Origin of the sequence: Streptomyces sp. Ru71 (assembly GCF_002920535.1) — a bacterium.
GTDB lineage: Bacteria > Actinomycetota > Actinomycetes > Streptomycetales > Streptomycetaceae > Streptomyces.
This window is the reverse complement of record NZ_PQSS01000070.1, coordinates 1-12,649: the sequence shown is the minus strand read 5'-3', so window position 1 is coordinate 12,649 and position 12,649 is coordinate 1. Positions and strand designations below refer to the sequence as shown.

The window sequence follows — 12,649 nt, the reverse complement described above, 5'->3', positions numbered from 1 at the left end:
TTCATTCGTGGTGATCGGTGGAGCGGGCCGCGGGTGAGCCTGATCCACTACTCAGTGTCGCCCGGCGGCCGGTCAGTCGCCTGGCGTTTTCCAGGTGCTCGGTGAGCTGCTTCTGGATGCGCTCGGTCGCCTCGTCGAGGGCCTTGCGCGTACGGCGTCCACTGCCGTCACCCGCGTCGAACGGGTCGCCGAAGACGACGTCGATGCGCGAGCGCAGCGGGGGCAGCCCCTTTATCAACCGTCCGCGCCGCTCGGAACTTCCCAGCACGGCGACCGGCACGATCGGCGCCCCGGAGCGCACCGCGAAGTACGCGAGCCCGGCACGCAGGGAGGCGAAGTCGCCCTCGCCCCGGGTGCCCTCCGGGAAGATCCCGAGGACACCGCCCTCCTGCAGCACCTGAAGCGCCTGCGTGATCGCGGTGCGGTCGGCCGTGGAGCGGTCGACCTTGAGCTGGCCGATGCCGGTCAGGAAGGGGTCGAGCGGCCCGATGAACGCTTCCTTCTTGATCAGGAAGTGCACGGGCCGGGGCGCCACGCCCATGACCATGGGGCCGTCGATGTTGTGCGAGTGGTTGACGGCCAGGATGACCGGGCCGCGCGCCGGCATCCGCCAGGCGCCCAGCACACGCGGCTTGAACAGGCCGTACATCAGGCCGACGCCGATGCGCCGCCCGACGTCCGCGCCCCGCTCGGACGGTGCGGTCACTTCCCCGCCCGCTTCTCCTCGACGAGGGTGACGACACACTCGATGACCTGGGCCAGCGTGAGCTCGGTGGTGTCCACCTCGACGGCGTCGCCGGCCTTGGCCAGCGGCGAGGTCTTGCGGCTGGAGTCGGCGGCGTCCCGCTTGAGCAGCGCCTCGCGGGTCGAGTGCACGTCGGCGCCCTTGAGCTCACCGCTGCGCCGGGCGGCGCGGGCCTCCGGGGAGGCGGTGAGGAAGATCTTCAGATCGGCGTCCGGCAGCACGGTCGTACCGATGTCGCGGCCCTCGACGACGATGCCGTTCTCGGCGCCGGTCGCGATGGAGCGCTGCAGCTCGGTGATCCGGGCCCGCACCTCGGGCACCGCGCTGACCGCGCTGACCTGCGAGGTGACCTCCTGGGTGCGGATCGGGCCGGAGACGTCGAAGCCGTCGACGGTGATCGTCGGCTTCTCCGGGTCGGTGCCGGAGACGATCTTCGGCTTGCCCGCGGCGGCGGCGATCGCGGCCGGGTCGTCGACGTCGATGCCGTTGGTCACCATCCACCAGGTGATCGCCCGGTACTGGGCGCCGGTGTCCAGGTAGCTCAGGCCGAGCTGCGCGGCCACGGCCTTGGACGTGCTCGACTTGCCCGTGCCGGAGGGACCGTCGATGGCGACGATCACAGGCGGCACAGTCTGGGCGGCGCCGTTTTCCACGGGGGGACACCTTCCTGGTGCGAGGCGGTGAGCGGGGTGCGGGGCGCACGGCCCATTCGGGGACGCCCCGCACAAGGTTACTGGCTCCGCGACGCGCCTCTTACTGGCGGATGGCCCAGCCCCGCTCGCGCAGCGCGGCCGTCAGCACCGGCGCCGCCTTGGGCTCGACCATCAGCTGCACCAGGCCCGCCTGCTGCCCGGTCGCGTGCTCGATGCGCACGTCCTCGATGTTGACCCCGGCCCGGCCGGCGTCGGCGAAGATGCGGGCCAGCTGGCCGGGCTGGTCGTCGATGAGGACGACGACGGTCTCGTAGACGCGCGGGGCGCTGCCGTGCTTGCCGGGGACGCGGACCTGGCCGGCGTTGCCCCGGCGCAGCACGTCCTGGATGCCGGCGGTGCCCTCCCGGCGCTTGGCCTCGTCGGAGGACTGCAGCGCGCGCAGCGCCTGGACGGTCTCGTCCAGGTCGGCGGCCACGTCGGAGAGCAGGTCGGCGACCGGCCCGGGGTTCGCGGAGAGGATGTCGATCCACATCCGCGGGTCGGAGGCGGCGATCCGGGTCACGTCCCGGATGCCCTGCCCGCACAGCCGTACGGCCGTCTCCTCGGCGTTCTCCAGGCGGGCGGCGACCAGGCTGGAGACCAGGTGGGGCATGTGGGAGACCAGGGCGACGGCCCGGTCGTGGGCGTCGGCGTCCATGACGACCGGCACCGCCCGGCAGTGCGAGACCAGCTCCAGGGCGAGGTTCAGCACCTCGGTGTCGGTGTCCCGGGTCGGCGTGAGCACCCAGGGGCGGCCCTCGAAGAGGTCGCCGGAGGCGGCGAGCGGCCCGGACTTCTCCCGGCCGGACATCGGGTGGGTGCCGATGTAGGCGGACAGGTCCAGGCCGAGCGCCTCCAGCTCGCGGCGCGGTCCGCCCTTGACGCTGGCCACGTCGATGTAGCCGCGGGCCACACCCCGGCGCATGGCGTCGGCGAGCACGGCGGCCACATGGGCGGGCGGTGCGGCGACGATCGCCAGGTCGACCGGGCCTGCGGGCGGCTCGTCGGTGCCGGCGCCGAGCGCGGCGGCCGTGCGGGCCTGCTCCGGGTCGTGGTCGGCGAGGTGCACGGTGACACCCCGCTGGGCGAGGGCCAGGGCGGCGGAGGTGCCGATCAGGCCCGTGCCGATGACGAGTGCGGTCCTCACTGGGCGATGTCCTTGCGCAGGGCGGCGGCGGCGCCGAGGTAGACGTGGTTGATGTCGGCGCGCGGCTTGTCCGACTCGATGTGCGCGAGGACGCGCACCACGCGGGGCATGGCGCCCCCGATGTCCAGCTCCTGGGCGCAGATCAGCGGCACGTCGACGATGCCGATCTTGCGGGCCGCGGCGGCCGGGAAGTCGCTGTGCAGGTCGGGGGTGGCCGTGAACCAGATGCTGATCAGGTCGTCCGTGCTCAGTCCGTTCCGTTCCAGGAGGGCGGTGAGCAGGGCCGCGACCTGCTCGTCCATGTGCCCGGCCTCGTCCCGGTCGAGTTGGACGGCCCCCCGGACCGCTCGTACCGCCACGGCGCTGCTCCTTGCGTATCGGCTGTTCTCGCTGCTGGTCCAGCCTAGTCAGCCCGGGCGGCGCGGGCCCGCGCCGCCCGTCCGCTGAGACGGCGCCGTCACAGGGCGTCGCGCCGGATCAGCTCCTCCAGGGAGCCGGCCTGCGGCACCTGCCCGTCCGGGGTGAGCCGGTCGACCGCGTGCGGCAGGGCCTGGGCGAGGTCGTCGGCGGCCTGCGCGGGGCTGACGCCGACCTCGCGGGCGACGCGTTCGAGGAGGTCGTCGCCGAGCGCCCGCTGCAGTTCCTCGCCGGTCACGGACCGGTTCTCGCCGGGGCCGACCCAGGAGCGCGTCTGCTCGCCGAGGCCCGCGCCGGCGAGCGCCCCCACCAGGGTGTCCAGCGGATTGCCGCCGTCGACGGCCTTCAGCAGGGCGCCCACGAGCAGCACACCGCTGCCGGTGCCGCCGCGGCCCCCGAGGACGCCTCCGAGCAGATCGCCGATGTCCTTGCCGCCCATGGTCACGCCTTTCGTCGCACGGCTCCCGGGCAGCCGGGTACCCCCGAGCCGGGCCGCCCGCTCAGACGTCCCAGAGCGAACCGAGGGCCAGCAGCTCGCCGCGGTACTCGATGCGCTCCGCCCACGCGGCCGGCCAGGCGTCGGCGCCGAGGTGGGCCCCGGCGAACGCGCCGGTCAGGCAGGCGATGGAGTCGGAGTCTCCGGCGGTGCAGGCGGCACGGCGCAGGGCGGTCAGCGGCTCGTCGGGGAAGAGCAGGAAGCACAGCAGCCCGGTGGCCAGGGCCTCCTCGGCGATCCAGCCCTCCCCCGTGGCCAGGCACGGGTCGGTCTCGGGCGACACGGTCCGCACGGCGTCCTGGAGCCGGGTGAGGATCTCCAGGCACTCGTCCCAGCCGCGCGCGATGAAGTGCTCGGGCGTGGGGTCCTGGCTGCGGGTCCACAGGTCCCCGAGCCAGGTGTGGTCGTAGTGGGTGCGGTGGTCCAGGGCGTACGACCGCAGCAGCCCGACCAGCGCGGTCGGGTCGGCGCCCTCGGCGAGCAGCCGTACGGCGTGCGCGGTCAGGTCGGAGGCGGCGAGCGCCGTGGGGTGGCCGTGGGTGAGGGCGGCCTGGAGCTGGGCGGCTCCCGAGCGCTGGGCGTCGGTGAGGGCGGGCGCGAGTCCCACGGGGGCGACGCGCATGTTGGCGCCGCAGCCCTTGGAGTGGATCTGGCTGGCGTCCTGCCAGGCGCGGCCCTCCTCCTTGAGGAGGCTGCAGGCCCGCAGGCAGGTGTTGCCGGGGGCGCGGTTGTTGTCCGGCGAGTGGTACCAGTCGACGAACTCCTCACGCACGGGCCGCTCCAGCCGCTTGGGCGCGAGGTACCCGCGGTCCATGGCGGTCCTGAGCCCGCGTCCGAGGGCCAGGGTCATCTGGGTGTCGTCGGTGACGAGGGCGCGCTGCGGCAGCTCCAGCTCCCGCCAGGGTCCGAACATCGAGAGGATCAACGGCACGGTCTTGAACTCGGTCGGGTAGCCGAGGGCGTCCCCGAGGGCGAGGCCGAGGAGTGCTCCGGTGGCGGCTCGCTTGGTCATGAGAATCACCATCCCCCTTTATCGTCACACTGACCATAAAGGGGGGATGGTGATCACGGCAAGCCGTTTTAGAGGTCGACTTCCTTCATCAGCATGCCGACCTCGGTGTTGGACAGGCGGCGCAGCCAGCCCGACTTCTGGTCGCCCAGGGTGATGGGGCCGAAGGAGGTGCGGACCAGCTTCTCCACCGGGAAGCCGGCCTCGGCGAGCATGCGGCGCACGATGTGCTTGCGGCCCTCGTGCAGGGTGACCTCGACGAGGTAGTTCTTGCCGGTCTGCTCGACGACGCGGAAGTGGTCCGCGCGCGCGTAGCCGTCCTCCAGCTGGATGCCGTCCTTGAGCCGCTTGCCCAGGTCGCGGGGGATGGGGCCGACGATCGCGGCGAGGTAGGTCTTCTTCACGCCGTACTTGGGGTGGGTCAGCCGGTGCGCCAGCTCGCCGTGGTTGGTGAGCAGGATGACGCCCTCGGTCTCGGTGTCGAGCCGGCCGACGTGGAAGAGGCGGGTCTCACGGTTGGTGACGTAGTCGCCGAGGCACTGGCGCCCCTCGGGGTCCTCCATGGTGGAGACGACACCGGCGGGCTTGTTCAGCGAGAAGAACTGGTACGACTGCGTCGCGACCGTCAGGCCGTCGACCTTGATCTCGTCCTTCTCCGGGTCCACCCGGCGGCCCTGCTCCAGCACGATCTCGCCGTTGACCTCGACCCGGGCCTGCTCGATCAGCTCCTCGCAGGCACGCCGGGATCCGTAGCCGGCGCGCGCGAGCACCTTCTGGAGCCGCTCGCCCTCCTGCTCGGCGCCGGGGAAGGTCTTGGGCAGCTTGATGTCCTTCTTGCCCTCGTACCGCTCCCGGTTGCGCTCCTCGACCCGCGTCTCGTACTCCCGCGAGCGCGCGGGGGCCGTACGGCCGCCCTGCTGGGGCTTCTTCGGGCCGCCCTTGGCGCCGCCGCGGGCCGCGCCGCCGCGGCCGGACTTGGGGCCGTCTGGCGAGGCCCCGGGGCCCACGTCGTAGCGGCGCTCCTCGGGGCGGGGCTTGCGGGGGCGGCCCTGCCCCTGCTTCTGGTCCCTGTTGTTGCCGGCCCCGCGGTAGTTACCGCGCCCGCCGCTCTTGCCGCTGCTTCGCATCAAAATTCCGTCTGGTCGTCTTCGTCGTCGGTGTCCGGGGTGCCCCGGACGGCGCCCGGCTCGTCATCGGGAGCGTCCGGGTCGAACGACGGCACCCCTTCCTGGGTCTCCGCCTCGATCGCCTCCGCCTCCGGGAGGAAGGGCGCGAGTTCCGGGAGCTCGTCCAGACCACGCAGGCCCATCCGCTCCAGGAAGTAGTTCGTCGTCCTGTACAGGATCGCACCTGTTTCGGGTTCCGTGCCCGCCTCCTCGACCAGACCGCGCTGCAGGAGGGTGCGCATGACGCCGTCGCAGTTGACTCCGCGGACGGCGGAGACGCGGCTGCGACTGACCGGCTGGCGGTAGGCGACCACGGCGAGGGTCTCCAGGGCGGCCTGGGTGAGGCGGGCGGTCTGCCCGTCCAGCACGAGCCGCTCGACGGCGGCCGCGTAGGCGGGACGGGTGTAGAAGCGCCAGCCGCCCGCGACGTAGCGCAGTTCGAAGCCGCGTCCCTGCACGGTGTACTCGTCGGCGAGCTCGCGCAGCGCGTCCGCGATCTGCCGCTTCGGCCGCTCCAGGATCTTCGCCAGGTGCTCCTCGGTCGCCGGTTCGTCGACGACCATGAGGACGGCCTCCAGGGCGGGCTTGAGGTCGAGCCCGGCGACGGTGCTCGGCCCGGCCGGGGCCTCGCTGGTCTCCTCGTTCACGCTCTCTTCTCCTCCTGCGGCGTCTCGGCCGGCCGGTCGAACTCGTCGGTCACCACGGGCTCGGCGTCACTGTCCCCGCCCGTCCAGCGCACGGTCAGCTCGCCCAGGGCTGCCTCCTGCTCCAGGGCGACGGCCTTCTCCCGGTACAGCTCCAGCAGGGCCAGGAACCGGGCCACGACGGTGAGGGTGTCGTCGGTGTCCGCGACCAGCGCCCGGAAGCTGGCCTCGCCGAGCTCCTTCAGCCGCGCGACGACGACCTGCGCCTGCTCCTGCACGCTGACCAGGGGCGCGTGGATGTGGTCGATGTACACCTGCGGCTTGGGCTTGGGCTGCATGGCCTTCACGGCCAGCTTGGCGAACCCCTCGGGGCCGATGCTGATGACGACCTCGGGCAGCAGCTCGGCGTGGTGCGGCTCCAGCCCGACGGTGCGCGGGTAGCGCCGGGACTCGTCCTCGATCCGCTCGCTGAAGATGTCGGCGATCCGTTTGTACGCCCGGTACTGCAGGAGCCGCGCGAACAGCAGGTCCCGGGCCTCCAGCAGGGCCAGGTCGCCCTCGTCCTCGACCTCGGCGGCGGGCAGCAGCCGGGCCGCCTTGAGGTCGAGCAGGGTGGCGGCGACGACGAGGAACTCGGTCGTCTGGTCCAGGTCCCAGTCGGCGCCCATGGCCCGGATGTGCGCCATGAACTCGTCGGTCACCTTGGACAGGGCGACCTCGGTGACATCGAGCTTGTGCCGCGAGATCAGCTGCAACAGCAGATCGAACGGCCCCTCGAAGTTGTCGAGCCGCACCTTGAAGACACCGTCACCGGCGCCTTCCTCACCGGCCTCGACCCCACCCCCGGGTGCCGAGGCCCCACCGCCCCCGACCTCCGGGGCGTCACCGCCGGCCCCCTCCGGCTCACTCGCGGCGTCCGGACGACCCGGGCCCTCGCCGGTCTCCGTCGCCCGGCCACCGGTTGCCGCCGGCTCAACCGGCACGTCCGGCTCACCGACGAAACCACCCGCCACGGCGGCGGCATCACCCCGCGGCTCGGGCCCGACCTGGCTCACGAGCCCTCGCGGAAGCTCCACTCCGTCCGATACCGCCGGCTCGAAGGAGGCCGGAGCCGTCGCGACGGCCAGATTCCCGGACCCCTCCGGCTCGCTCGCGGCGTCCCGGGGCTCTGTGGCCCCCGGTTCGCTCCCGGCGTCCCGGGGCTCCGGGGTCTGCGGCTCGGTGCCGGCGTCCCGAGGCTCGGGAGTATGCGGCTCGTTGCCGGCGTTCCAAGGCTCCGGGGTCTCGGCATCGCTCGCGGTGGCCCGCTCCTGTGGGGCCTCGGTCCCGCTCGGCTGGTGCCGGGGACCGTTCGTGCCCGGGCCCCGGCCCAGGGGGCGGCGGCGGCCGGGGTGGGGGTCGTTCGAGGTCATGGCCCCCGCAGGGTATCGCTACCGTCCGCGCAGGCGGCGTACGAGGATGCTGGCGTCCCCGCGGGTCTCCAGGTCGGCGAGGACCACGGCGACCGCCTCGCGGACGATGCGTCCGCGGTCCACGGCCAGGCCGTGCTCGCCGCGCAGCACCAGGCGGGCGTGCTCCAGGTCCATCAGCTCCTCGGCGGAGACGTAGACCGTGATCTTCTCGTCGTGCCGCTCGCGCCCGCTGGGCCGCCGTGCGGCCCGTCCACGCCGGCGCGGCTCGGCGGCGGTGTTGCCCGCGGCGCCGGCAGAACCTTCCTGCTGTGCCGCCCTGCGGCGTGCGGACCGCTCCGGCGCCGTCGAGGCCCGGCTGCGGGACTCCTCGCCCGCCTCCGCGTCGGCCGCGACGTGCTCCACGCCCTCGCCGTCCCCGCCCTGCGCCGGCACGGACTGCGGCGCGTCCTCGGACGCGGCGGCCGCGGCGGCGTCGCTCTCCCCCGCGGGAGCGGGCACCCGGGCCTCACCGCCTGCGCGCCGGGGAGTGGACGGCTGCAGCGCCATACCCCCTGTCGTACGGAAGAGTTCGTCGGCCCCCGGCAGACTCACTCGGCGTGACACCGGGCGAGCACCTCCCTGGCGAGCTGGCGGTAGGCGGCGGCGCCGACGGAGTTGGAGGCGTAGGTGGTGATCGGCTCACCGGCGACCGTGGTCTCCGGGAAGCGCACCGTGCGCCCGATGACCGTGTGGTAGACGTGGTCGTCGAACGCCTCGACCACCCGGGCCAGCACCTCGCGGCTGTGCACCGTGCGCGAGTCGTACATGGTGGCCAGGATGCCGTCGAGCTCCAGGTCGGGGTTGAGCCGCTCCTGGACCTTTTCGATGGTCTCGGTCAGCAGCGCGACACCGCGCAGCGCGAAGAACTCGCACTCCAGCGGCACGATCACCTTGTGCGCCGCGGTGAGCGCGTTGACGGTGAGCAGACCCAGCGAGGGCTGGCAGTCGATGACGATGAAGTCGTAGTCCGGCAGCAGCGGCTTGAGCGCGCGCTGGAGCGTCGACTCGCGGGCGACCTCGCTCACCAACTGGACCTCGGCGGCCGACAGGTCGATGTTGCTGGGCAGCAGGTCCATGTTGGGGACCGCCGTCTTCAGCAGGACCTCGTCGGCGGACATGCCCCGCTCCATGAGCAGGTTGTAGACCGTCAGGTCGAGTTCCATGGGGTTGACGCCGAGACCCACCGACAGCGCGCCCTGCGGGTCGAAGTCCACGAGCAGCACACGACGGCCGTACTCGGCGAGGGCGGCACCCAGGTTGATGGTCGACGTGGTCTTGCCGACGCCGCCCTTCTGGTTGCACATCGCGATGATCTTCGCGGGGCCGTGGTCGGTCAGCGGCCCCGGGATCGGGAAGTACGGCAGCGGACGCCCGGTGGGGCCGACGCGCTCGCGGCGCTGACGCGCGGCGTCGGGCGCGAGGGTGGCCGCGTACTCGGGGTCGGGCTCGTACTCGGCGTCGGGGTCGTAGAAGTGCCCTTCGGGCAGTTCGTCGTAGTCGGCGAAGTGGTTGCGGGGCGTGCCACTTCCGTCGCCGGCCATGGCGTTCACGTGATGACCGTCCATGCTCTGGTGTGCTGACAGAGCCGTGTGGGGGCTGTTCTGGCTCTGGTGGGCTGCGAAGGTTCGGACAGCGACGGAGCCGACAGCCTCGCGCCCCGTGGGGCCCTGGCCCCGCGCAGGCGTTCCTGGTTGACCACCCCCGGGAGAAAATGTCGACTCATTCACAAGTCGTCTTACCTCCTTGGTGACCAGGAAACTTCTAGACAAGGTCAGCGTGGCACCATGCCGACGGTTGGCGACTCTATGGCGTGTCGGGCGTCCGCAGCAACACAATCCGCCGGACCCGGCCCGATGTGTCGGCAATGAAACATCCCGCTGTCAAGGGCGTACGGCCGTCGCACAGCAGGTTTCACCGGTGTGCGAATCGGTCGAAGCGTTGCGTTCGAGGCGAGTTGACCGAGCGTCGCAAAGTGACCATACACACATCCGGCCGGACCTTGTCGGGCAAGGTCCGGCCGTACGCGCGGTGTTGACGAGCCGTGTTGACGAATCGCCTTTTGGGTCAGCCGAGGAGGGTCTCCAGCTCCACGTGCTCCAGGCCGTGGGCCTCGGCGACCTCCTTGTAGACGACCTTGCCGTCATGGGTGTTGAGGCCCTTGGCCAGCGCGGCGTCGCGGCGCAGCGCCTCCACCCAGCCGTTGTTGGCCAGCGAGACGATGTACGGCAGCGTCGCGTTGGTGAGGGCGTTGGTGGAGGTGTTCGGCACCGCGCCCGGCATGTTGGCGACGCAGTAGAAGACCGAGTTGTGGACCTTGAAGGTCGGCTCGGCGTGCGTCGTCGGGTGCGAGTCCTCGAAGCAGCCGCCCTGGTCGATCGCGATGTCGACAAGGACACTTCCCGGCTTCATGCGGGCCACCAGCTCGTTGGTGACGAGCTTCGGGGCCTTGGCGCCCGGGATGAGGACGGCGCCGATGACGAGGTCGGCATCCAGGACGGCCTTCTCCAGCTCGAAGGAGTTGGACATGATCGCCTTGACCTTCGTACCGAAGATCTTGTCGGCCTCGCGCAGCTTGTTGATGTCGCGGTCCAGCAGGGTCACGTCGAAGCCCATGCCGACGGCGACCTGGGTGGCGTTCCAGCCGGAGACGCCACCGCCGATGACGACGGCCTTGGCCGGGGTCACACCGGGGACACCGCCGGGCAGCACGCCACGGCCGCCGGCCGCGCGCATCAGGTGGTAGGCGCCGACCTGCGGGGCCAGGCGGCCCGCGACCTCGGACATCGGGGCGAGCAGCGGCAGGGCGCGGCTGGGCAGCTCGACGGTCTCGTAGGCGATGGCCGTGGTGCCGGACTCGATGAGCGCGTCCGTGCACTCCTTGGAGGCGGCCAGGTGCAGGTAGGTGAAGAGGATCTGGTCCTTGCGGAGGCGGTGGTACTCCTCCGCGATGGGCTCCTTGACCTTCAGCAGCAGATCGGCGGCGGCCCAGACCTCGTCGGCCGTCTGCAGGATCTGGGCACCGGCGGCGACGTACTCGTCGTCCGTGATCGACGAGCCGACGCCGGCGTTGCGCTCGATGACCACCTGGTGGCCGTTGCGCACCAGCTCGTGCACGCCGGCGGGGGTGATGGCCACCCGGAACTCGTTGTTCTTGACCTCGCGGGGGATGCCGACCTTCACGTCGATCACGGTCCTTGGCTCAGGGGAAACAGGGGCATTACTAGACATACCCAGGCATGCGGGGGCACACCGGGATGCACCGCAGGAGAACGAGCGGCAGAGCCAGTCTAATGAAGGCGTTCCTGCTGTCTAGCCTTTCATTGCATCAATCTTCAGTGGATGCACTACGGATTTCGCAGGCATCCATGGCCTGTTCCCGCTGGTCGACCCCCTCAGCGATCTCCTCGCCCTCCTCCGCGAGCATCCGCTCGGCCGTTCCCCGGTGGACGCCGGCGGTCACCGCGTCGCCGAGATGCTCGAAGGTGTCCGCGATCCGCAGGTGCAGCGCGGCCTGCAGCCGGACGTCCTCCGCGCGGCGTGCCCACTCCACCGCCTCCTGGCAGGTGCGCAGCGACTCCGCCGGCCGTCCGGCGTACTCCTGCACCCGGGCCAGCTCGCTCAACGCCCGTGCGTACGCGGCCACATCGCCGCACCGCCGGTATCCCGCGGCGGCCGCCCGCCAGTTCCGCAGCGCCTCGCCGTAGCGGCCCGCGTAGGTGTGCGCGGTGGCGATACGGCCGTACAGCCGGGCGGCGTCCGCGCGCTCGTCCCGGGCCAGGCGCTGGGTCAGCGCCCGCCCGAACCAGTCGGCGGCCCGCTCGTAGTCCCCCAGCTCCAGATGCGCCCCACCTACGGATTCCATTGCGCGGCCGGTCGCATACGGGTCATTTGCTCTGCGCCCGGCATCCAAAGCTGCGCGATATCGCAGCAGAGCCTCGTTCGTCCGGCCGGTCTGGGCGTCCAGGTCGGCCAGGTTCAGCAGAGCCGCGGCCTGCTCCCGGGGCAGGCTGCGCCGCTCGGCCACGTCCAGCACGAGCCGGTGGACGCTGTACAGGTCGGGCGCGGCGGCCTGGGTGCCGAAGTGCGCGACCATCGCCCGCACCAGCTGGGACAGCAGCCGCCGGGCCAGGGTGTCCAGCTCCCCGTCGGCGACCGCGAGGCGGGCCGCGCCCAGCAGCGCGGGGCGGCGGAGGCGCAGCCATTCCTCGGCGGCCCGGGGGCTGGGGAAGCGCAGGGCGCGCGGCATGCCGAGCAGCTTCTCGCGGGCCTGCGGGCTGTCGGTCTCGGTGATCGCGCGGCAGGACTGCAGCAGCCGCACGGTCCGCTCCAGCATGCGGGCGCGGGCCAGCTGCAGCTCGGCGGGGCGGTCCTGGGTCTGGGTGAGCGCCTTGAGCAGGGGGTGCAGACAGCCCGGGATCTCGTACTGGGGCAGCGGGGAGTCGATGGCGCGCAGCAGGCCGAAGCGGACGAAGTCGTCCAGCGCGGTGCGGGCGCCGCTCACCGAGGAGCCGGCCAGCGCGGACGCGGTGTGCGGGTCGACGGGGCCGGCGGGGGCGAGGGAGAGCAGACGCAGTATCCGGGCGGCCGGGGCGGGCAGCGCGGCGTAGACGAGCTTGAAGACGCGGACCAGCGGAGGGGTGTCGTCGCCGTCGGTGCGCAGCTGCTTGGCGAGGTCGGCGACGGCCGCCTTCGGGCGGGCCGTGAGCCAGCCGGCGGCCAGCGTCAGCGCGGCGGGCTGGCCCTGGCACACCTCGACCAGGCCCTCGGCGGCCCGTGGGTCGACGGTCACGCGCACGGAGTCGATCCGGCGGGACAGCAGCTCCAGGGCGGACTTGGTGTCCAGCCCGCCCAGGGTGCAGGGCCGCACGTCGGCGATGCCGGT

General features: G+C 72.3%; 13 protein-coding genes. All 13 read right to left on the bottom strand.

The genetic code is table 11. The features are described from left to right. Nucleotide 1: 1 nt before the first annotated feature. Nucleotides 2–745, bottom strand: coding sequence for a lysophospholipid acyltransferase family protein (locus tag C3489_RS29930; protein WP_181139903.1), 744 nt, complete (start codon nucleotides 743–745; stop codon nucleotides 2–4). Beyond that, nucleotides 703–1,398, bottom strand: coding sequence for a (d)CMP kinase (gene cmk / locus C3489_RS29925; protein WP_103785218.1), 696 nt, complete (start codon nucleotides 1,396–1,398; stop codon nucleotides 703–705). Before cmk ends, C3489_RS29930 begins: the two co-directional genes overlap by 43 nt. A gap of 100 nt (nucleotides 1,399–1,498) precedes the next feature. Then, nucleotides 1,499–2,584: a prephenate dehydrogenase gene (locus C3489_RS29920; protein WP_103785217.1), complete on the bottom strand. Its 1,086-nt coding sequence runs from the start codon at nucleotides 2,582–2,584 to the stop codon at nucleotides 1,499–1,501. Then, on the bottom strand, nucleotides 2,581–2,943 hold the full coding sequence (aroH, locus tag C3489_RS29915; protein ID WP_103785216.1) for a chorismate mutase: 363 nt from the start codon (nucleotides 2,941–2,943) through the stop codon (nucleotides 2,581–2,583). Before aroH ends, C3489_RS29920 begins: the two co-directional genes overlap by 4 nt. A gap of 98 nt (nucleotides 2,944–3,041) precedes the next feature. After that, the gene (locus tag C3489_RS29910) at nucleotides 3,042–3,473 is read right to left on the bottom strand and encodes a YidB family protein (protein WP_374936794.1); all 432 of its coding nucleotides are present in this window, start codon (nucleotides 3,471–3,473) and stop codon (nucleotides 3,042–3,044) included. A 28-nt stretch (nucleotides 3,474–3,501) separates the two neighbouring features. Further along, nucleotides 3,502–4,521 (bottom strand): ADP-ribosylglycohydrolase family protein, encoded by a 1,020-nt coding sequence (locus C3489_RS29905; protein WP_374936792.1) that lies wholly within the window; start codon nucleotides 4,519–4,521, stop codon nucleotides 3,502–3,504. Nucleotides 4,522–4,577: 56 nt separating this feature from the next. Continuing rightward, nucleotides 4,578–5,633 carry a pseudouridine synthase gene (locus C3489_RS29900; RefSeq protein ID WP_103785215.1) on the bottom strand — a complete coding sequence of 352 codons (1,056 nt, stop codon included), beginning with the start codon at nucleotides 5,631–5,633 and terminating at the stop codon, nucleotides 4,578–4,580. Beyond that, the gene (scpB, locus tag C3489_RS29895) at nucleotides 5,633–6,319 is read right to left on the bottom strand and encodes an SMC-Scp complex subunit ScpB (RefSeq protein WP_103785214.1); all 687 of its coding nucleotides are present in this window, start codon (nucleotides 6,317–6,319) and stop codon (nucleotides 5,633–5,635) included. Before scpB ends, C3489_RS29900 begins: the two co-directional genes overlap by 1 nt. Further along, the gene (locus tag C3489_RS29890; protein WP_374936793.1) at nucleotides 6,316–7,299 is read right to left on the bottom strand and encodes a segregation and condensation protein A; all 984 of its coding nucleotides are present in this window, start codon (nucleotides 7,297–7,299) and stop codon (nucleotides 6,316–6,318) included. The genes scpB and C3489_RS29890 overlap by 4 nt, the downstream gene beginning before the upstream one ends. A gap of 447 nt (nucleotides 7,300–7,746) precedes the next feature. Continuing rightward, a complete protein-coding gene (locus C3489_RS29885; protein ID WP_103785212.1) occupies nucleotides 7,747–8,331 on the bottom strand; it encodes a hypothetical protein in 585 nt (194 codons plus the stop codon). Further along, nucleotides 8,316–9,494, bottom strand: a complete 1,179-nt coding sequence (locus tag C3489_RS29880; protein ID WP_181139902.1) for a ParA family protein — start codon at nucleotides 9,492–9,494, stop codon at nucleotides 8,316–8,318. Before C3489_RS29880 ends, C3489_RS29885 begins: the two co-directional genes overlap by 16 nt. Before the next feature lie 337 nt (nucleotides 9,495–9,831). Continuing rightward, complete coding sequence (gene ald, locus C3489_RS29875) at nucleotides 9,832–10,947, bottom strand: alanine dehydrogenase (protein WP_181139904.1); 1,116 nt, start codon at nucleotides 10,945–10,947, stop codon at nucleotides 9,832–9,834. 145 nt (nucleotides 10,948–11,092) lie between these two features. Further along, a partial coding sequence (locus C3489_RS29870; RefSeq protein ID WP_103785209.1) for a tetratricopeptide repeat protein occupies nucleotides 11,093–12,649 on the bottom strand: 1,557 nt, incomplete at its 5' end.